General features: G+C 71.1%; 19 protein-coding genes and 7 tRNA genes. 17 read left to right on the forward strand and 9 right to left on the reverse strand.

Translation table 11 applies throughout. The annotated features are described in order from the left end of the window. The first annotated feature begins 31 nt into the window (after positions 1-31). The gene (locus IEZ05_RS14990) at positions 32-316 is read left to right on the forward strand and encodes a TFIIB-type zinc ribbon-containing protein (protein ID WP_189230588.1); all 285 of its coding nucleotides are present in this window, start codon (positions 32-34) and stop codon (positions 314-316) included. A 55-nt stretch (positions 317-371) separates the two neighbouring features. Here the strand turns inward: IEZ05_RS14990 and IEZ05_RS14995 are convergent. The 5 genes from IEZ05_RS14995 to IEZ05_RS15015 all read right to left on the reverse strand — a co-directional run bounded on the left by IEZ05_RS14995 (position 372) and on the right by IEZ05_RS15015 (position 806). Continuing rightward, positions 372-443 (reverse strand) — tRNA-Val (locus IEZ05_RS14995). A gap of 14 nt (positions 444-457) precedes the next feature. Further along, a tRNA-Val gene (locus tag IEZ05_RS15000) sits at positions 458-529 on the reverse strand. A gap of 19 nt (positions 530-548) precedes the next feature. Beyond that, a tRNA-Val gene (locus IEZ05_RS15005) sits at positions 549-620 on the reverse strand. A 1-nt stretch (position 621) separates the two neighbouring features. After that, positions 622-695, reverse strand: a tRNA-Cys gene (locus tag IEZ05_RS15010). A gap of 38 nt (positions 696-733) precedes the next feature. Then, positions 734-806 (reverse strand) — tRNA-Gly (locus tag IEZ05_RS15015). A gap of 178 nt (positions 807-984) precedes the next feature. Here IEZ05_RS15015 and IEZ05_RS15020 point away from each other — a divergent pair. The 3 genes from IEZ05_RS15020 to IEZ05_RS15030 are packed head-to-tail and all read left to right on the forward strand — an operon-like array spanning position 985 to position 3,731. Further along, the gene (locus IEZ05_RS15020; RefSeq protein WP_189230589.1) at positions 985-2,037 is read left to right on the forward strand and encodes a chorismate-binding protein; all 1,053 of its coding nucleotides are present in this window, start codon (positions 985-987) and stop codon (positions 2,035-2,037) included. Beyond that, positions 2,034-2,855, forward strand: coding sequence for an aminotransferase class IV (locus IEZ05_RS15025; RefSeq protein ID WP_189230590.1), 822 nt, complete (start codon positions 2,034-2,036; stop codon positions 2,853-2,855). Before IEZ05_RS15020 ends, IEZ05_RS15025 begins: the two co-directional genes overlap by 4 nt. Positions 2,856-2,906: 51 nt before the next feature. Then, a complete protein-coding gene (locus IEZ05_RS15030) occupies positions 2,907-3,731 on the forward strand; it encodes a GNAT family N-acetyltransferase (RefSeq protein ID WP_189230591.1) in 825 nt (274 codons plus the stop codon). A gap of 20 nt (positions 3,732-3,751) precedes the next feature. On the opposite strand, the gene IEZ05_RS15035 is transcribed toward IEZ05_RS15030, so the two are convergent. Next, complete coding sequence (locus IEZ05_RS15035) at positions 3,752-4,276, reverse strand: DsbA family protein (protein WP_189230592.1); 525 nt, start codon at positions 4,274-4,276, stop codon at positions 3,752-3,754. Positions 4,277-4,489: 213 nt separating this feature from the next. Here IEZ05_RS15035 and IEZ05_RS15040 point away from each other — a divergent pair, with 213 nt between their 5' ends. Together IEZ05_RS15040 and IEZ05_RS15045 are read left to right on the forward strand one after the other, a co-directional pair. Next, complete coding sequence (locus tag IEZ05_RS15040) at positions 4,490-4,930, forward strand: hypothetical protein (protein ID WP_189230593.1); 441 nt, start codon at positions 4,490-4,492, stop codon at positions 4,928-4,930. A 144-nt stretch (positions 4,931-5,074) separates the two neighbouring features. Next, positions 5,075-5,254: a hypothetical protein gene (locus IEZ05_RS15045; protein ID WP_161168424.1), complete on the forward strand. Its 180-nt coding sequence runs from the start codon at positions 5,075-5,077 to the stop codon at positions 5,252-5,254. A gap of 51 nt (positions 5,255-5,305) precedes the next feature. Here the strand turns inward: IEZ05_RS15045 and IEZ05_RS15050 are convergent, their stop codons facing one another. Together IEZ05_RS15050 and IEZ05_RS15055 are read right to left on the reverse strand one after the other, a co-directional pair. Next, positions 5,306-5,866: a CGNR zinc finger domain-containing protein gene (locus tag IEZ05_RS15050; RefSeq protein WP_189230594.1), complete on the reverse strand. Its 561-nt coding sequence runs from the start codon at positions 5,864-5,866 to the stop codon at positions 5,306-5,308. A 448-nt stretch (positions 5,867-6,314) separates the two neighbouring features. Beyond that, positions 6,315-6,728 (reverse strand): SsgA family sporulation/cell division regulator, encoded by a 414-nt coding sequence (locus IEZ05_RS15055; RefSeq protein ID WP_004002642.1) that lies wholly within the window; start codon positions 6,726-6,728, stop codon positions 6,315-6,317. A gap of 191 nt (positions 6,729-6,919) precedes the next feature. Here IEZ05_RS15055 and IEZ05_RS15060 point away from each other — a divergent pair, with 191 nt between their 5' ends. From IEZ05_RS15060 to IEZ05_RS15100, 9 genes are all read left to right on the forward strand, one after another. Beyond that, positions 6,920-7,372, forward strand: coding sequence for a TIGR02611 family protein (locus IEZ05_RS15060; RefSeq protein ID WP_189230595.1), 453 nt, complete (start codon positions 6,920-6,922; stop codon positions 7,370-7,372). Between the two features lie 79 nt (positions 7,373-7,451). Beyond that, positions 7,452-7,523: transfer RNA gene (locus IEZ05_RS15065), tRNA-Val, on the forward strand. A gap of 399 nt (positions 7,524-7,922) precedes the next feature. Beyond that, the gene (locus IEZ05_RS15070) at positions 7,923-9,212 is read left to right on the forward strand and encodes an ABC transporter substrate-binding protein (RefSeq protein ID WP_189230596.1); all 1,290 of its coding nucleotides are present in this window, start codon (positions 7,923-7,925) and stop codon (positions 9,210-9,212) included. Then, complete coding sequence (locus IEZ05_RS15075; RefSeq protein ID WP_189230597.1) at positions 9,212-10,213, forward strand: carbohydrate ABC transporter permease; 1,002 nt, start codon at positions 9,212-9,214, stop codon at positions 10,211-10,213. Before IEZ05_RS15070 ends, IEZ05_RS15075 begins: the two co-directional genes overlap by 1 nt. Beyond that, on the forward strand, positions 10,210-11,100 hold the full coding sequence (locus IEZ05_RS15080; protein ID WP_189230598.1) for a carbohydrate ABC transporter permease: 891 nt from the start codon (positions 10,210-10,212) through the stop codon (positions 11,098-11,100). The genes IEZ05_RS15075 and IEZ05_RS15080 overlap by 4 nt, the downstream gene beginning before the upstream one ends. Positions 11,101-11,112: 12 nt before the next feature. After that, positions 11,113-11,712, forward strand: a complete 600-nt coding sequence (locus IEZ05_RS15085) for a hypothetical protein (protein ID WP_189230599.1) — start codon at positions 11,113-11,115, stop codon at positions 11,710-11,712. A 102-nt stretch (positions 11,713-11,814) separates the two neighbouring features. Beyond that, complete coding sequence (locus IEZ05_RS15090; RefSeq protein WP_189230600.1) at positions 11,815-14,553, forward strand: exo-rhamnogalacturonan lyase family protein; 2,739 nt, start codon at positions 11,815-11,817, stop codon at positions 14,551-14,553. A gap of 39 nt (positions 14,554-14,592) precedes the next feature. After that, complete coding sequence (locus IEZ05_RS15095) at positions 14,593-15,042, forward strand: SRPBCC family protein (protein ID WP_189230601.1); 450 nt, start codon at positions 14,593-14,595, stop codon at positions 15,040-15,042. Positions 15,043-15,081: 39 nt separating this feature from the next. Then, positions 15,082-15,153, forward strand: a tRNA-Val gene (locus IEZ05_RS15100). 140 nt (positions 15,154-15,293) lie between these two features. Here the strand turns inward: IEZ05_RS15100 and IEZ05_RS15105 are convergent. Beyond that, positions 15,294-16,019, reverse strand: coding sequence for a 3'-5' exonuclease (locus IEZ05_RS15105; protein ID WP_189230602.1), 726 nt, complete (start codon positions 16,017-16,019; stop codon positions 15,294-15,296). A gap of 171 nt (positions 16,020-16,190) precedes the next feature. Here IEZ05_RS15105 and IEZ05_RS15110 point away from each other — a divergent pair, with 171 nt between their 5' ends. Then, the gene (locus IEZ05_RS15110) at positions 16,191-16,757 is read left to right on the forward strand and encodes a DUF4365 domain-containing protein (protein WP_189230603.1); all 567 of its coding nucleotides are present in this window, start codon (positions 16,191-16,193) and stop codon (positions 16,755-16,757) included. Next, on the forward strand, positions 16,754-17,983 hold the full coding sequence (locus IEZ05_RS15115) for a hypothetical protein (protein ID WP_189230604.1): 1,230 nt from the start codon (positions 16,754-16,756) through the stop codon (positions 17,981-17,983). The genes IEZ05_RS15110 and IEZ05_RS15115 overlap by 4 nt, the downstream gene beginning before the upstream one ends. Positions 17,984-18,015: the final 32 nt, after the last annotated feature.

Genomic DNA, 18,015 nt, shown 5'->3' on the forward strand with positions numbered 1-18,015 from the left:
CAGGACCGACCGGCGAGGAGTTGAGCCGAGCATGCAGTGCCCCAAGTGTCACGCACCGATGCACACCTACAACCGCAACGGCGTTCAGATCGAGCAGTGCAGCGGCTGCCGCGGGATCTTTCTCGACTACGGGGAGCTGGAGTCGCTGACCCGCCTGGAGGCGCAGTGGTCCCAGCCCGCGCCGCCGGCCCCGCCCGCCGCCCCGCAGGCCTACCCGGCCGCACCGGCTCCCGCCTGGGGCGCCCCGCAGGCCGGCCACGGCCACTACGGTCACCACCGACAGAAGAGCTTCGGCCGCATGCTGTTCTCCAGCTGAGCGCGGGCACGACGAAGCCCCCGGCCGTACGAGACGGCCGGGGGCTCCGGTGGTGTGGACGATACTGGGATTGAACCAGTGACCTCTTCCGTGTCAGGGAAGCGCTCTCCCGCTGAGCTAATCGTCCTGGGAGATACTGCGTGCGCGATACTGGGATTGAACCAGTGACCTCTTCCGTGTCAGGGAAGCGCTCTCCCGCTGAGCTAATCGCGCGGGGGACCCGAAGGTCCAGTGGACGATACTGGGATTGAACCAGTGACCTCTTCCGTGTCAGGGAAGCGCTCTCCCGCTGAGCTAATCGTCCTTGGAGGTGGAGACGGGATTTGAACCCGTGTAGACGGCTTTGCAGGCCGTTGCCTCGCCTCTCGGCCACTCCACCAGGAGTGTAGGAGACCCGGGAGGTCTCCTGTTCCTGCGAGCGGACGACGAGGCTCGAACTCGCGACCTCAACCTTGGCAAGGTTGCGCTCTACCAACTGAGCTACGTCCGCCTGTCGGTTCGGTCCGCTTGCGCGTCCCGGCGACGTGTTGAACTCTAGCGGATTCCGGAGCCAGCACAAAAACGCGTTTGCGCAGCGTGCTGCGGTGCCCCGGCGCACGGACCTGGTCAGGGCCCCCGGAAGGACACGTTCGGGTCACCTCGACGACACGCCGCCTAGACTCGGCCACGTGCTCCACCTCCCTCCCCTCGCCCGTTTCGGCGACCGTCTCGCCACCGGTCTCCTCGACGTCACGAGCGATCCCGCCGCCCTCGAATCGCGTGGCTTCTGGGCCGTGTGCGCGGACTTCGAGGGCCGTCTGACCTGCGCACGCTTCGCCGACGTACGGATGCGCGCCGTTCCCGCGCCGGTGCCGGGCCGGTGGCGGGGTCCGGCCGTCGGTGACTGGACGTCGTCCCTCGACCGCGACGCGTACACCGACGCCGTGCGCCGCATCCGCGCGTATATAGCCACCGGCGAGGTCTACCAGGCCAACCTCTGCCGGGTGCTGTCGGCGCCCGTCGCCCCGGACGCCGACGTGGACGCCCTCACCGCGCTGCTGGCCCGCGGCAACCCCGCGCCGTACGCGGGAACGATCCGGCTGCCCGGCCACGGGGCCGAGATCGCCACCGCCTCGCCCGAGCTGTTCCTGCGCCGGGACGGCCGGACCGTCGAGTCCGGGCCGATCAAGGGCACCGGACGGACCGAGGCCGACCTGCTGGAGAAGGACTACGCCGAGAACGTGATGATCGTGGACCTGGTCCGCAACGACATCGGGCGGGTCTGCGCCACGGGCAGCGTGACGGTGCCCGACCTGTGCGCCGTGGAGAAGCACCCTGGGCTGGTCCATCTCGTGTCCACCGTGCGGGGCGAGCTGCGCGCCGGCGCCGGCTGGCCGGAGCTGCTCGGCGCCGCCTTCCCGCCCGGTTCCGTCACCGGCGCCCCCAAGTCGAGCGCCCTGCGGATCATCGAGGAGCTGGAGACCACGCCCCGGGGCCCCTACTGCGGCGGCATCGGCTGGGTCGACGCCGACCGGGGCACCGGCGAGCTGGCCGTCGGCATCCGCACCTTCTGGATCGACCGGGCCGCGGGCCTGCTGCGCTTCGGCACGGGCGCCGGCATCACCTGGGGCTCCGACCCCGAGGGGGAGTGGCGGGAGACCGAACTGAAGGCGTCCCGGCTCCTCGCGGTAGCGTCGGGTGCGTACGAGGCGGACGGAAGTGGAGAGGCGCAACAGACGTGAAGATCTGGCTCGACGGCGGACTGCAGGACATCGAGTCCGCCCGTGTCTCCGTGTTCGACCACGGGCTGACCGTGGGGGACGGCATCTTCGAGACGGTCAAGGCGGTGAACGGCAGGCCGTTCGCGCTGACCCGGCACCTCGACCGGCTGGCCCGCTCGGCCCGCGGCCTGGGCCTGCCCGACCCCGACCTCGACCTGGTCCGCCGCGCCTGCGCCGCCGTCCTCGAGGCCAATCCCATGCCGCTCGGCAGGCTGCGGATCACCTACACCGGCGGCCACGGGCCACTGGGCTCCGACCGCGGGGAGCACGGCACGACCCTGGTGGTCGCCCTCGGCGAGACCGGCCGCCGTCCCGACTCCACGGCCGTGATCACGGTGCCCTGGACCCGCAACGAGCGCGGCGCGCTCACCGGTCTGAAGACCACCTCCTATGCCGAGAACGTCGTCGCCCTGGCCCGCGCCCGCGAACGAGGCGCCAGCGAGGCCCTGTTCGGCAACACGGTCGGGCAGCTGTGCGAGGGCACCGGGTCGAACGTCTTCGTCGTCCTCGACGGCGAGATCCACACCCCGCCGGTCGCCTCCGGCTGCCTCGCCGGGATCACCCGGGCCCTGGCCGTCGAGTGGACCGGCGCCCGCGAGACCGATCTCCCGCTGGACATCCTGGAGCGCGCCGACGAGGTGTTCCTGACCTCCACCCTGCGGGACGTGCAGGCCGTGCACCGGATCGACGACCGCGAACTGCCGGGCGCCCCGGGCCCGGTGACCGCCAAGGCCATGCGGATCTTCGAGGAGCGCTCCGGGGACGACCTCGACCCGTGAGGCGGGATATTCGGCTGCTCCGCGGGTCTCGCGGGGGGTAGAACACCCCTGATGACCACGACCCTGCGGCCGACCGAGCCGCTTCAGCGCGCGGCCGACGGGAGCCGTTCACGCCGCTACCAGGTGTGCGTGAACAGCCGTCCCGTCGGCGCGATACACCTCGCCACCTCCCCGGCCTTCGGCGACTCGGTGGCGGTGATCCACCAGCTGCGCATCGACGAATCCGACCGCCGGCGCGGAAGGGGCACGGTCGCCGCCCTCGCCGCGGAGGAGGTGGCACGGAGCTGGGGCTGCCGGCAGATCCAGGTGAGCGTCAGAGGCGCCGACGAAGCCGGCCCGCACCTCGCCCGGGCGCTCGGCTACGTCCTGCGCACCCGCGGCATGGAGAAATCACTCGGCGGCACCCCGCCCGCCCTGCCCGCGGGCAGCAGCTCGCGGCCCATGTCGCCCGCCGAGTTCGCCGCCTGGCAGGCCTATCAGTCCGAGCAGTACGCCCGCACCTGGATGGAGCAGGGCGTCCCGGAGGCCGAGGCCCGGGCCAAGGCCCGCAACGACCACCGAACCCTGCTGCCGCAGGGCCTGCACACCGAGAACATGCTCTTCAGCGTGCTCCAGCACGATGGCGACCGGGTCGGCGTCCTGTGGCTGGCGCTGCGCGCGGACCGGGCCTACGTCTTCGACGTCGAGGCCGACGCGGCCCACCGCGGGCAGGGGCACGGCCGCACGCTGATGCTGCTGGCGGAGACCCAGGCGCTCGCCGCAGGCCGACGTCTCGTCGGCCTGAACGTCTTCGTGGGCAACACCCCGGCCGAGCGGCTCTACGAGTCGCTCGGCTACGAGACCACCCGGTACAACTACTACAAACCGTTGCTGTAGCGGCGGGGACGGACGGCGGTTCAGGCCTCCTGGCCGGCCAGGAGCCGGTCCACGATCTCCTCGATGCGCTCGCGCAGCCCCTCCTGGCTCTTGCCGCCGTCGAGGCGCTCACCGCCGATCACGTACGTGGGGGTGCCGCTCACGCCGATCGCCTTGCCCTCGGCCTGGTCGGCGTCGACGATCAGGATGTGCCGGCCGTCGACGAGGGCGGTGTCGAACTCCTCCGCGTCCAGTCCCAGTTCCCGGGCAACCTCGACCAGGAAGGGTTCTCCCATGCGGTCCAGCTCCGCGACCCGGCCCAGCACGGCCTCCGCGTACGGCCAGCCCCGGCCCTGCTCCACGGCCTCCTCGGCGGCCTGCGCGGCGGCGAAGGCGTGCTTGTGCTTCTCCAGCGGGAAGTGCCGCAGCCGCACCTCGAGACGGTCGCCGTAGCGGGCGCGAAGGGCGCGGATGTCGTCCAGGGCGGTGTGGCAGTCCGGGCACTGCAGCTCGCACCAGACGTCGAGAACGGGAACGGCGGCAGGCACGGGGGAGGAGTCGCTCATGCCCCCAGTCTCCCAGCCTCCGCGAGGGCGACCCAACCGGACCCGGGAGGCCGCCGGCGTACGCCGTCACCGGTACCTGGGGAGGAGTCGACCCCTAGATCTCCCTCAGATCTCCCTGATGTCGGGCCGGAGCGTGGCCCGTGCGGGCCCCGGCGGTGCAGGATGGAAGGGACGAAGCGCTCATGCCCGACCGAGCCCAGCCTGGAGGACCGGATGATTGCCGAGACCGTCTGCTCCGCGGTGTCCGCGGCCGGCCTGGGCATCGCGGCGGTCACCGCGTACCGCAGGCGATTCCTCGCGGCCGCCCGTATCGCCGCGTACGCACTGATTCCGGTCGGCCTGGTGATGACGGGTGTCGTGGATTGGCTGGCCGACACCGCCTTCAGCCCGACGGCCTGGGCCGGCTTCGGCGTGCTGGGCGTCGCCTGGGTGCTGTTCATGACCACGCGTGCCGTGGAGCGCCGCCGCGGCGGCACCCGCAAGGAACGCAAGGAGGCACGGGCCGCCGCACAGCGCGAGGCGGTCGCCCCGTCGGCCTCCAAACCCTCTTCGGGCGGCTCCACCACCCCTGCGTCGCCCCGGCCCGCGAGCGCGCCCCGCGGCGACGAGGACTTCAGCGACATCGAGGCCATCCTGAAGAAGCACGGCATCTGAAACGACACAGCGGTCCGGGCCCGTCAGCGGGCGCTCCGGAATGATCACAACCTGGACCGGACCGTGCGGAATTCAACGAGCACCCGGTCCTTACGGGCGTGTTGATCGCGCCGGGCGGGCGCGCTGCGTCATCATCGCGGCGAGATGCCGGACCCGACTCAGCTGGACACACAGCTGGACACGAGACAGAGCGAAACCGCGCCACCGCAGGACGAACCGCGCGGCTGCCTCTTCGCCCTTTCCCAGCCACCGCTCATGATCTTCCTTGCGGTGATCGGGTGTCTGATCCTCATGGCTGCGTTGCACGACCTGCTGTTGCTGTGAGCCGTACCCGCGGTCCCCGGCGTCACCCGCCGGGGCCGTGTCGGCCCGTGGTCAGCCCGTGGCCTCCTTGCGCCGCGCCCGGTACGCGGCCACGTGCAGCCGGTTCCCGCACGTACGGCTGTCGCAGTACCGCCGCGAGCGGTTGCGGGAGAGATCGACGAAGGCACGCCGGCAGTCGGGCGCCTCGCAGCGGCGCAGCCGCTCCTGCTCGCCGGCGACCACGAAGAACGCCAGGGCCATCCCGCAGTCGGCGGCCAGGTGATCGGCGACCGAGGCGCCGGGCGCGAAGTAGTGGATGTGCCAGTCGTAGCCGTCGTGGTCGGTGAGCCGGGGGGTGGTCCCGGCGGCGGCGACCAGTTCGTTGATCAGCCCGGCGGCGGCACGGGGCTCCGGGGCGGCGAAGACGGCCGCGAACCGTCCGCGGATCTTGCGCACCGCCGCGAGGTCCAGTTCCGAGAGGACGCCCACATCGCTGATCTCGTGTGTTCCCACGAAATCCTCGAGGGCCGCGACGTCCGGCAGCCCGTCCGGTGCCGAGTCGTCCTCCGGCACGGTGTTCACCAGATCCACCACGGTGTCGAGTGCGCACCGGGTGTCGTGGGTGATCAGCACGTTCTGCTCCCTGGCCTGGGGGTCGGGCGCGGGCGCCCGCCGATGCTGGCCGATGGTAGTGGCTTGCGCGGCAGCCGGACCGGCTCCGCCCACGGCCCGGCCCGCGGTTGCCGATACAACGCGGCCGACCCGCCCTGGGTTCCCGCACCTCGGCCCCTCCCGGGTCCCTGCTGCCGGAGCCCCCTCTGCCCCGGCTCGGACACCCGGCTCTGCCGCGGCAGCCGCACGGCGACCCTGTGGCCCCACCCGCCCCAGCCTTGCCGCCCCGGTTACGCGCTAGCTCGGGCACACGCCTGGCCGCGCGCAGCGCCCGCAGGGGACGCGCAAGCGCACCGGCGCCGCCCCGCGGGGATCCGCGGTGGCGACGCCGGCGTGTGCCGTATGCGGTTGTCCGGGCCCGTGCCGTCACCCCGAGTCGACGGCGCCGGGCGGCTTCACGGGGCCTCGCCTAGCTTTCCGCCAGGATGTGCGAGAGCTCCTGGTCGAGGTCGAAGTGCCGGTGTTCCGTGCCGGGGGGCACGGCGGCGTCTGTGCGCTTCAGGAAGGACTCCAGAGCCCGTGCCGGGGCCTCGAGCAGTGCCTCGCCCTCCGGGGAGCTCAGGGCGATGCACACGACGCCCTGACCGTGACTGCGCGACGGCCAGACTCGGACGTCGCCCGTGCCGGTGGGGCGGTGGAGGCCTTCGGCGAGGAGGTCGCGGGCGAACACCCACTCGACGGTTTCCTCGGCTCCGGTGTGGAAGGTGGCGTGCACGGCGTAGGGGTCGGCCGTGTCGTACCGCAGGCCTGCGGGGACAGGCAGGGAGGACTCGCTCGACACAACGAGGCGCAGGTGCAGCTCGCAGCTGACCGTGGTGTTCATAAGCGCCAGGGCCTTTCGCTCAGTGTGCGCTCGGGGATTCGCACGTCGGCGAAATCGACATGCCACCTACGGTGCCGTTGTAAACCCCTCTGAGTGTTTTGCGTGTGTTTACGTAACTCTTCCGGCCGAAAGATCGTTCGCGCCGTGCGCCCATTCCGGTGACAGGTTTCGCTCCGGTAGTGTTTGGCCGTATGAACACGGGGAGTAACAAACCCGGCGAGGCTGCCGTGGCGCAGGACCGATCGGGGACGGACGGCGCGGCGGAGCAGCGTGCGCTCGGGTCGCGGGCACCGGAATTCATCAAAGCGCGCCGTGCCCTGCACGTCAGCTGGCAGGTCGGCGTCTTCGTCGTGGGGCTCGCGGTGGTCGTGGCCGGCATCATCATGCTGCCGCTGCCCGGCCCCGGCTGGGTCGTGATCTTCGGCGGCATGGCTATCTGGGCGACCGAGTTCGTGTGGGCCCAGCTGGTGCTGCGCTGGACCAAGCGCAAGGTCACCGAGGCGGCACAGCGTGCGCTCGATCCCAAGGTGCGGCGCCGGAACATCATCCTGACCTCGATCGGGGTGGTGATCATCGGCGTGCTGGCCGGCATCTACCTGTGGAAGTTCGGTCTGCAGATGCCCTGGAAGATCAAGGACCAGTGATCCGCGGCGGGGGCGCGGCCGCCCGGCCCCCGCTGGTCACGGGCACCCCCTGACATGGGGTAATGTTCTTCCTGCGTCCGGGCGATTAGCTCAGTGGGAGAGCGCTTCGTTCACACCGAAGAGGTCACTGGTTCGAACCCAGTATCGCCCACCGGATCATCAGGCGGCCCGGCTCACCGATCGTGAGCCGGGCCGCTTCGTCGTGCGCGTGCCCGGCCGGTGCGCGGGCCCGGCTGGGCGGTCGTCGCGCGCACGCGACCGGTCGGCCCGGCCGTTCCGCTTCGGCCCGCCTTCATCCAACCGTGACCTTCCGCGGTGCGGTCCCCGCCGGAGCCGCCGATGTTCGGCCGGTCGGCCACACAGCGTCGACCTGCGGATTTCCCTCCGTGTCGCGCCCGAAGGTCGCGGCCGCCCCGACCGTCATCCGTTCCCGGGCGCCATCAATTCCTGTCCGAATCATTGACGTGCCCCCGGGCCCTCCGTACCTTGTGCCAGCAAGCGCTTACTTGAAACGATTCATGGAGCGACGCACCAGCGCGGGGAGGCTCATATGCAGCAGCACGGGAATGTGGAGAGGCGGACGATCCTCAAGGCGGCGGGGGCCTCGCTGGCCGTCGCCGGACTGGGTGCCACGGCCACCGCGTGCGGTGGCGGCAGCGGCGCGGGAGACGGAACGGTGACGATCCGTTACTCCTGGTGGGGTGCCGAGGACCGGGCCGAGCGCATCAACAGGACCATCGCGCTCTTCGAGAAGAAGTATCCGAAGATCAAGGTCAAGACCGACTTCCAGCAGTACACCGACTTCTGGAAGAAGTTCAACACCCAGGCCTCCGGCGGAAATCCACCGGACGTCTTCCAGAATGCCATCGGATTTCTGCGCAAATACGACGCGAAGAATGTCCTGCTCGACCTGAGTGAGCAGGTCGAGGCCGGCAACCTCTCCATGGAGGGATTCCGGGCCGGCCTGGAGAAGTTCGGAGAGGTCGACGGCAAGCTCCTCGGTGTGCCCGTCGGTTCGAACTCGATGGCCCTGGTCATCGACAAGCCCGTCTACACCCGGGCCGGCGTCAAGCCCGAGCTGGGCTGGACCTGGGACGACTTCGACGACGCGATGACGAAGATCCGCGACAGGACCGGCCGGGCCGGGGACAGCGGAATGTACGGCGTCATGTACCTCTACGACCTGTACCTGCGCCAGAACGGCAAGGCATTCTTCACGGAGGACGGACTCGGCTTCACCGAGGCGGACCTGACCCGGTGGTGGACCAAGGCGGAGAAGGGCGTGAAGTCGGGGCTGTTCGCCGACGCCAAGAAGGTCGTCCAGGTCAAGCCCAAGTCGGCGCTCTCCGCCGAACTGGCCGGCAGCGAATTCACCTGGGACAACTTCACCGTCCGCTACACCTCGGAGGGCAAGAGCGAGTACGGTCTCGCGCCCATCCCCACCACGGACGGCAAGAAGACCGGTCAGTACCTCGGCTCCCTGATGCTCAGCGCCTCCAAGCGCACCCAGCACCCGAAGGAAGTCGCCCAGTTCATCGACTTCATGGTCCACGACCCCGAGGTCGCCAAGATCATGGGCTACGACCGTGGTGTCCCCCCGACCCAGGTGCAGTACGACGCGTACCGGCCGACCGACCCGGTCAACAAGGCGATCGCCGCCTACGAGGAGTCCCTCGTGAAGTCGGGCGTCCTGGAGCCCATCACCCCGCACCCCGCCGGTGCCGACGTCTGCGAGGCCGCGTTCCTGCGCATCGCCGAGGAGATGGCGCTGGGCAAGCGGTCCGTGGACGACGCGGTCGAGCAGTTCTTCAACGAGTCGAAGACGGCTCTCGCCGGCTGATGGGAACCGCCGTGACACACGCCCCCGCGACGGAGGACCTGACCCGGGACTCCGAGCCTCGGCACGGTCCGGTGAAGACCCCGCGCCCCGCCGCCCTGAAGCGGCGGCGGCGCCGGGACAACCTGGCCGGCTACCTCTTCATGTCCCCCTGGATCGCCGGTTTCCTGCTGCTGACAGCGGGACCGATGGTGGCCTCCCTGTACTTCGCGTTCACCGACTACGACCTGTTCGACGCGCCCCGGTGGATCGGTCTGGACAACTTCTCCGAGATGTTCGGCGACCCCCGCTGGCGCCACTCGGTGCAGGTCACGCTCTGGTACGTCGTCGCCGGCACGCCGATCAAGCTGATCGCCGCCCTCGGCGTCGCGCTGCTGCTGGCGCAGAAGCGGCGCGGGCAGGCCTTCTACCGGGCCGCCTTCTACGCCCCGTCGCTGATCGGCGCGAGCGTGTCCATCGCCATCGTGTGGAAGGCGATCTTCTCGGACGACGCGGCCGTCGACCGCACCCAGCGGTTCTTCGGGATCGACGTCGGCGGCTGGACCGGTGACCCGGACCTGATCATCTACAGCCTGGTGGCACTCACCGTCTGGCAGTTCGGCGCCCCCATGGTCATCTTCCTGGCCGGCCTCAAGCAGGTGCCGCGCGAGCTGTACGAGGCGGCCGACGTGGACGGGGCGGGCAAGCTGCGGCAGTTCTGGAACATCACCCTGCCGATGATCTCCCCGGTCCTCTTCTTCAACGTCCTGCTGGAGACGATCCACTCGTTCCAGATCTTCAGCTCGGCGTACATCGTCGGCGGCGGCGCCGGAGGCAACGCCTGCGGTCCGGCCGACGGATCGATGGTCTACACCTGCTACCTGTACGTCCAGGGATTCGAGAACAGCCGTATGGGCCTGGCCTCCGCCATGGCGTGGATGCTGCTCGTCGCGGTCGCCCTGGTGACGGCGGTGCTGTTCTGGTCCCAGAAGCGCTGGGTGCACTACGAGGAGGGCGGCCGATGAGCGCGCAGGCCACCGACGTCACGCCGGCCCCGTCCAGGACGGGAGCGCTGCGGCGCAGACTGCCGGGCTCGCTCGCCTGGCACATCGGGTCGCTGGCGATCCTCGCGGTGATCCTCTACCCGGTGATCTGGGTCATCGGCGGCTCGTTCAAGAAGAGCGAGGACATCGTCGGCAGCCTGGACCTCTTCCCGGGCGACCCGGTCGTCTCCAACTACACGAGCCTCGCCGACGGCATCGCGGACATCCCGATCTCCACGTTCTTCTTCAACTCCCTCTTCCTCGCGGTCGGCTCGGTGGTCGGGATCCTGGTGTCCTGCTCGCTCACGGCGTACGCCTTCGCGAAGATCAGGTTCGCGGGCCGCAACCTGCTCTTCACCCTGATGATCGGCACGCTGCTGCTGCCGTACCACGTGCTGCTGATCCCGCAGTACGTGCTGTTCCGCAACATGGGCCTGATCAACACGTACACGCCGCTGCTGCTGGGCAAGTACCTCGCCACGGAGGCGTTCTTCGTCTTCCTGATGGTGCAGTTCATGCGCAACCTGCCCAGGGAACTGGACGAGGCGGCCCGGCTCGACGGCTGCGGGCACTTCCGCATCTACTGGTCGATCGTGCTGCCGCTGTGCCGCCCGGCGCTGATCACCAGCGCGATCTTCACCTTCATCAACTCCTGGAACGACTTCATGGGCCCGCTGATCTACCTCAACGAGCCCGGCAAGTACACCGTCTCCCTCGGCCTGAAGATGTTCGTGGACCAGGAAGGGCTGGCCAACTACGGCGGCATGATCGCCATGTCGCTCGTCGCCCTGCTGCCCGTCCTCGCGTTCTTCCTGGCCTTCCAGCGCTACCTGATCGACGGCATGGCGACGTCCGGTCTGAAGGGCTGAGGTGATCCCGTCATGACCGAGCTGCGCGCGAAGGCCCGTGCGGAACGCGGGGAGTCACGGCTCGCCGAGCGGTTCGCGCTGTTCGCCGAGTGCCTGCTGACCGGGGTGTGGATCGCGGTGGCCTCGCTGCCGCTGGTCACCTACCCCGCCGCGTTCGCGGCCGGCGCGCGGCACCTCGGGCGCCGGCTCGCCCACGAGCAGGGCGGTCTGCGCGAGTTCGCGGCCGACTTCCGGGCGGCCCTCGGCCGGGGGTGGCTCGTCGGGCTCGCCGGGTGGGCGGCCCTGGCCGCGGTGTGGGTGGACGTGCAGGCCGTACGGAACGGTCTGCCGGGCGGCCCCTTCGTGGGCGCCGTCGGGGTGCTCGCCCTGATCGGCGCGGCCGTGGCCGGGCTGCGCGCGGCGGCGGCCTGGCGGCCCGGCGCCTCCTGGCGGTCCCTGCTCGCCGAGGCCGGCCGCCGTACCGTACTCGATCCCGCCGGCTCCTTCCTGATCGTCGGCGGGCTGGCCCTGGTGGTCTGTTCCGCCTGGTTCAGCGCGCCGCTCGCGGTCGCCGTGCTGGGCGCCGTCGCGGCGGCGGCCGTCGCCGTGGAGGAGCGTTACCGGCACCGCTGACGAGCGGTGTCTCCCCGTACCGAGGTCGGCGCCCGGCGCCGCACCTCTATCTGTCATGCCCTTGACATCCCGTGCTGGTGCACGGAACGGAAAGGAAAGGCCATGTCCCCCATCCCCCGCAGGTCCCTCCTCAAGGCGGCCGCCGTCGCCGGCGCCGCCGCCCAGTTCAGCTGGGCCCTCGGCGCCAGGAACGCCCAGGCCGCGCCCGCCGCCGCGACCGCCGACGACAGCCCCGTCACCCTGACCTGGCTGGAGGACGGCGGCCTGGGTGCCGCCCCCGGCTCCACCGTCGGCGTCCCCTGGCCCAGGGGCACCTACCAGGAGGACCAGTCGTTCGCCGTGACGGACGCGGACGGCAAGGCCGTACCCGTGCAGTCCTGGCCCCTCGCGTACTGGCCGGACGGCTCCCTCAAGTGGACGGCGCACGCGGTCGGCTCGGGCGACGGCGCGCTCACCCTGACCGCCGGCGCCCCCGCCGCACCCGCCAGGAAGGTCACCGTCCACCGGCGCGGCGGCACCATCGACATATCGACCGGCGTCATCACCGCCAGGATCGGCACGTCCGGCGCCACGCTGATCAAATCGGTCACCAGAGGCTCCACCGAGATCGCGAAGAACGGCCGTCTCGTCCTGCTGCGCCAGCCCGAGATCGAGGACGGCGACCAGGGCACCGTGAAGTACGAACGCTTCGACGGCGCCGTCGACAAGGTCGAGGTCGAGCAGGAGGGCCCGGTCCGCGCGGTGGTCCGCATCGACGGCAAGCACCGCAAGGGCGACCGCGGCCGGCTGCCCTTCTCCATCCGCCTCTACTTCTACGCGGGCGCCGACTCCTTCCGCATGGTGCACACGATCACGTTCGACGGGACCCAGGAGCCCGGCAAGGCGAGCGGCGACTTCGTCCGCGGTCTCGGCGTCCGCTTCACCGTGCCGATGCGCGACGAGCCCTACGACCGCCACATCCGCATCGGCGGGGAGGGCACCGGCCTGCTGCGCGAGGCAGTCAAGGGCATCACCGGACTGCGCCGCGACCCGGGAGCGGCCGTGCAGGCCGCGCAGTTCGCCGGCGAGAAGCTGCCCGACCCGTCCACGTGGGACCAGCGGGTCACCACCCGCCTCCGGTACATCCCCGAGTGGGGCGACTACACCCTCTCCCAGCTCTCCGCCGACGGCTTCACCCTGCGCAAGCGCACCAAGAAGGGCCACGGCTGGATCGGCGCCGGCGGCGGCCGGCGCGCCTCCGGCTTCGGCTACGTCGGCGGGGTGAGCGGCGGACTCTCCTTCGGCCTGCGCGACTTCTGGGAGAAGTACCCCGCCCAGCTCGACATCCGCGACGCCCACACCGACCACGCCGAGGTCACCCTCTGGCTCTGGTCGCCCGAGGCCCAGCCCATGGACCTGCGCTTCTACCACGACGGTATGGGCCAGGACACCTACGCCGAGCAGCTCGAAGGCCTCAACATCACCTACGAGGACTACGAGCCCGGCTTCGGCACCCCCTACGGCATCGCCCGCACCTCGGAGCTGCTCTTCTGGGCCAACGCCGCCACCCCGAGCGCCGAGACACTCGCCGAACAGGTCGAGGCCGTACGGGTGCTCCCGCAGCTCGCCGCGCCGCCGAAGCAGCTCATCAAGGCGGGCGTCTTCGGCAAGGGCCTGTATGCCGAACCCGACCGCTCCACCCCCGCCAAGGCCAAGATCGAGGACCACCTCGACTTCCTCTTCACCTACTACAAGGACCAGGTGGAGCAGCGCCGCTGGTACGGCTTCTGGGACTACGGCGACATCATGCACACCTACGACACGGCCCGGCACGTCTGGCGCTACGACGTGGGCGGCTACGCCTGGGACAACTCCGAGCTCTCCCCGGACCTGTGGCTCTGGTACGCCTACCTGCGCTCCGGCCGCGCCGACATCTTCCGCTTCGCCGAGGCCATGACCCGGCACACCGGCGAGGTCGACGTCTATCACCTGGGCAAGTGGGCGGGCCTCGGCACCCGGCACGGCATCCAGCACTACGCCGACAGCGCCAAGCAGCAGCGCATCGCCAACACCACCTACCGCCGCTTCTACTACTTCCTCACCGCCGACGAACGCGTCGGCGACCTCATGCGGGCCAACGTCGACTCCGACGAGACCTTCCTCGTCCTCGACCCGCAGCGCAAGGTCCGCCCCGACCCGGACTACACGCCCGACCCGCACGCCCTGTCGATCGGCTTCGGCACCGACTGGAGCGGTCTGGTCTCGGCCTGGCTGACCGAGTGGGAACGCAAGGGCCCCCAGTGGGAGAAGGCCAGGGCCCGCGTGCTGTCCACCATGGAGACCATCGCGGCCCAGCCCAACGGATTCGTGCAGGGCAGCGGCCTGTACGACCTGGACACCGGGAAGTTCGCCATCGCCGAGCAGCCGGTGGTCTCCGTCTCGCACCTCTCGGCGGTCTTCGGCCTGGGCGAACTCTGCGCCGAGCTGATCGACCTGGTGGACATGCCGAAGTTCAACGAGGCGTACTACGACTACTGCCGCTACTTCAACGCCTCCAAGACCGAACAGGCGGCCCGCTACGGCAGCAACTTCGGCAGCCTGATCCTCTTCCAGGGCCACTCCCGCCTCGACGCCTACGCGGCCGTCCGGACCGGGGACGACAAGCTGGCCAGGCGGGCCTGGGACAAGTTCTACAACTCCGACGGCTACAAGGAGTCGGCACCCTGGACGACGGAGAAGCTGAGCGGCCCCGTCACGCTGGTGCCGGGCAGCGAGGCGAGCTGGGTGTCCACCAACGACACCGCCCTCTACGGCCTCGCCGCCATCGAGAACCTCGCACTCCTGGGGGACAGGATGCCGTAGCCCGCATGTGACGGACGCGGACCCGGGCACACTCCACGGGTGGACTGGAACCATTACGTCTTCCGCAGCCTGTGGGCCCTGCCCGCACCCGCAGCCGCCGTCTACCGCGAGCTGGAACGGATCGAGGACTACCCCCGCTGGTGGCCCCAGGTGCGCGAGGTCACCCGCCTCGACGCCACCAGCGGGATCGTCCGGATCCGCTCCCTCCTCCCGTACGACCTGACCCAGACCGTGCGGGAACTGAGCCGCGACCCGGCGGCGGGCGTGCTGGAGGTCTCCCTGTCCGGCGACATCGAGGGCCGGGCCCGCTGGACGGTCGCCCCCGACGGCACCGGCGGCAGCAGCGTCCGCTACGACCAGGAGGTCGACGTCCGCAAGCCGCTGCTGCGCCGCCTCGCCGTGCCGGGACGGCCCCTGTTCCGGGCCAACCACCGGCTGATGATGCGGGCGGGGCGACGCGGACTGGCGGCCCGCCTGAACACGGTTTGAAGAGAGCGTGCCCGGACCTGTATTGTTCAGTGCGTTCCCGGGCGATTAGCTCAGTGGGAGAGCGCTTCGTTCACACCGAAGAGGTCACTGGTTCGAACCCAGTATCGCCCACGCTCGCGAGAGCGACGTGTGTCCGCAAACTAAGCGGACCACGTCGCTCTCTTCGTTTCTGCGCGGCTTCGCCGCGCGTTGTGGGGGCTACGCCACCCGCACCCCCGGTCCCGGCGTCGTCCCGGGCCGGAGATGCCAGGTCACGCCGCCGCCGGCAGGTCCGGACGCAGGGGCCAGGCCGGGTCCACGGCCTCCTCGGTCCCGTTGAGCGCGAACCACGCCTGGAGTCCCCGCGCCTGCCCCGCGTGCCACACCGCCTGGAGCGTGTGCAGCTCGGCGGGGGAGAGGCGCTCCAGCCGCGACTGGAAGCGGCGCCCCACCGCCCGGACGACCCCCAGCGCGGCCTGCGCGTCGGCCGCCGCGTCGTGCGCGCCCTCCAGCTCGACGCCGTAGTGCGCGCACAGGTCGGTGAGGGTGCGGCGGCCCTTGCGGTAGCGGTCCAGGTGTTTGTCGAGCACGCGCGGGTCGAGGACGTACAGCGGCGTCCGCTCCAGCCGCGCGGCCAGCGACGAGGCCCGGTGGCGGCGCAACTCCCGGTCCAGCAGCGTGAGATCGAACGGCGCGTTCATCACCACGAGCGGCCGGCCCGCCCGGGCCTGCTCGCCCAGCGCCTCGGCTATCTCGTACATCACCGGCGCCGGCCAGCGTCCGTTGCGCTGCAGGTGCTCCTCGGTCAGCCCGTGCACCGCCGTCGCCGCCTCGGGCACCGGCACACCCGGGTTCACCAGCCAGCGGGTGACCCGGGGCCTGAGTCCCGGGGCGTCCTGGACGACCAGGGCCGCCGACACGATCCGGTCGGTCTCGACGTCCACACCCGTGGTCTCCGTGTCGAAGGCGGCCAGCGGCCCCTCGAACCAGCACGTCATAGGGCACTCAACTCCTCGTCCAAACACGGCAGCTGACGCGCCGTCTTCTGTCCCGGTTCGGTGATACCCGGGCTGTTTGCGACGTACGCCGGAAGGACACAACAGGAGTACGGGTCTTTGCAGTTCAGCGACCCGCAGCGTGGTTACACCAGTTCTGGAAGGCTGTTGGCCATGGCCATAGCGCAGCCCGAACGGGGCGGGCTGCTGCCCGAGCGCACGGCGCCCACTCGCGGGTCCCTCGCCACCACCGCCTGCATGGAGACCCTGCAGGTCGGCTATCTGCACGCGGTCGCCGCCGCGGCTGGCTGCTCGTTGTCCCAGCCCTTTCCGGACAACGGCATCGACTGGCACGTCAGTCACAGCGCGCCCGGCCACATCGTCGACGACGAGGTCACCATCAAGGTGCAGCTCAAGGCGACCTACCAGATCCCGCCGAGCCCGCCGGGCCGCTTCTTCTCGTTCACCCTCGACAACGACCACCTGGCGAAGCTCGCCCGCACCCCGGTGTCGGTGCACAAGATCCTGGTCGTGATGATCGTCCCCCGGTCCCGGGACCAGTGGCTGCGCGCCGGCCACGACCGGCTGGACCTCAGGCACTGCTGCTACTGGACCAACCTCGCCGGACACCCGATCACGGGCCGGCGGCGCACCACCGTGCGGATACCGACCGCGCGGGTCTTCGACGACCGGGCGCTGTGCGAGATCATGACGCGGGTCGGGACGGGAGGGAAACCATGACGCACCGCCCCATCCGCGAGCCCCTGCGCCCCGTGCGGCAGCATCCCGCCGACGCCGGCGGCACCGCCTGGGACGGGGGCACGCCCGAGCCCGCCGCCGTCGACCCGGCCGTGCTCGCCGCGCTCCTGCACCGGCACGGCTGGCACCGGCGCGGCGGCGCCCCCGGCCGCTACGGCCGCTGGACCCCGCCCGGCCCCGGCGGCGGCGCCACCAGTCTGCTGGTGCCCGACAGCCGCGCCTTCCCCGACAGCGACGACCTCCTCGGCGAGGCGCTGCTCGCCCTGTCCCGCAGCGGCACGCCCTCCGCCCGCGAGATCCTCGTCTCCCTCTCCGTGCCCAGCGACGAGATCCGCTGGTGGCGCGACCTGCCGACCGGCCCCGCCGGCACCGCGCCCTGGACGGTGGAGGAGCAACTGCGCTCCGCCGCCCGGCGCGTGCTGCTCGCCGGCGCCCTCGCCACCCGTGCGCGGGCCGGCTACCACGGTGCCCGGCACCGCCGCGCCGCCGCCGCGTCCCTGGCGAACGTCCTGGTCGGCCCCGCCACCGACGGCCGCCGCCTCACGGCCTTCGTGCCCGTCACCAGCGGCCGCCCCCTCGCCGTCCACCTCCACCAGGCCCTCTTCGCCGCCCGCGAGGCCGTCGACTACCGGCGGGCCACCGGTGCCATGGACGCCTTCGACAGCGCCGTCGCGGCGGGCGTCAGCCACGAACTCACCGAGGCGCTCGTCGCCCTCGTCCGCGGTACGGAGGGCGCCCGCGTCGCCGTCGCGTGGGCACCCGCCGCCGGGGTCCCCGAGGGCTGCGCCGCCCCCGCCGAACCCGTCGAGTTCTCGCCCGGCGACCTGCCCGCCCTGCGCGAGGCCGGCGCCCGCTATCTGCGCGCGGAGCCCTCCGTGCCCGTGCGGCTCACCGGCACGGTCGTGCGGATGCGCCGGACCGGGCCGCGCGGCGCCGGTACCGTACGGCTGCGGGTGCTCGCCGGGGCCGACGTCCCGCACGTGCGGATCACCCTGGACGAGGAGGCGTACCGGATCGCCGGGCACGCGCACCTGGTCGGGCTGCCCGTGCGCGTGCTGGGGCGGCTGGAGAGCCGGGGCGGGTTCCGTCGCCTCACCGGCGCCTGCGAGGTCGCCCCCGTGCAGGTCGACGAGGCCGAGCGGGACCGCCTGCTGAAGGCCCTCCACGAGAACCTGGACGTCTTCGGGGAGGCCTGCGGCGGGGAGTGACTTCGACCGAGGTGGGCCCGGGTCGGTACGAT

Source organism: Streptomyces flaveolus (assembly GCF_014648815.1).
In the GTDB taxonomy this organism is placed as follows: domain Bacteria; phylum Actinomycetota; class Actinomycetes; order Streptomycetales; family Streptomycetaceae; genus Streptomyces; species Streptomyces flaveolus.

What these genes read in the sequence shown, in the direction of transcription:
- IEZ05_RS15075 (WP_189230597.1), top strand. Translation starts at nt 9,212, where the DNA reads ATGGGAACCGCCGTGACACACGCCCCCGCGACGGAGGACCTGACCCGG.
- IEZ05_RS15115 (WP_189230604.1), top strand. Translation starts at nt 16,754, where the DNA reads ATGACGCACCGCCCCATCCGCGAGCCCCTGCGCCCCGTGCGGCAGCAT.
- IEZ05_RS15085 (WP_189230599.1), top strand. Translation starts at nt 11,113, where the DNA reads ATGACCGAGCTGCGCGCGAAGGCCCGTGCGGAACGCGGGGAGTCACGG.
- IEZ05_RS15045 (WP_161168424.1), top strand. Translation starts at nt 5,075, where the DNA reads ATGCCGGACCCGACTCAGCTGGACACACAGCTGGACACGAGACAGAGC.
- IEZ05_RS15040 (WP_189230593.1), top strand. Translation starts at nt 4,490, where the DNA reads ATGATTGCCGAGACCGTCTGCTCCGCGGTGTCCGCGGCCGGCCTGGGC.
- IEZ05_RS15035 (WP_189230592.1), bottom strand. Translation starts at nt 4,276, where the DNA reads ATGAGCGACTCCTCCCCCGTGCCTGCCGCCGTTCCCGTTCTCGACGTC.
- IEZ05_RS15090 (WP_189230600.1), top strand. Translation starts at nt 11,815, where the DNA reads ATGTCCCCCATCCCCCGCAGGTCCCTCCTCAAGGCGGCCGCCGTCGCC.
- IEZ05_RS15105 (WP_189230602.1), bottom strand. Translation starts at nt 16,019, where the DNA reads ATGACGTGCTGGTTCGAGGGGCCGCTGGCCGCCTTCGACACGGAGACC.
- IEZ05_RS15030 (WP_189230591.1), top strand. Translation starts at nt 2,907, where the DNA reads ATGACCACGACCCTGCGGCCGACCGAGCCGCTTCAGCGCGCGGCCGAC.
- IEZ05_RS15070 (WP_189230596.1), top strand. Translation starts at nt 7,923, where the DNA reads ATGCAGCAGCACGGGAATGTGGAGAGGCGGACGATCCTCAAGGCGGCG.
- IEZ05_RS15110 (WP_189230603.1), top strand. Translation starts at nt 16,191, where the DNA reads ATGGCCATAGCGCAGCCCGAACGGGGCGGGCTGCTGCCCGAGCGCACG.
- IEZ05_RS15055 (WP_004002642.1), bottom strand. Translation starts at nt 6,728, where the DNA reads ATGAACACCACGGTCAGCTGCGAGCTGCACCTGCGCCTCGTTGTGTCG.
- IEZ05_RS15060 (WP_189230595.1), top strand. Translation starts at nt 6,920, where the DNA reads ATGAACACGGGGAGTAACAAACCCGGCGAGGCTGCCGTGGCGCAGGAC.
- IEZ05_RS15080 (WP_189230598.1), top strand. Translation starts at nt 10,210, where the DNA reads ATGAGCGCGCAGGCCACCGACGTCACGCCGGCCCCGTCCAGGACGGGA.
- IEZ05_RS14990 (WP_189230588.1), top strand. Translation starts at nt 32, where the DNA reads ATGCAGTGCCCCAAGTGTCACGCACCGATGCACACCTACAACCGCAAC.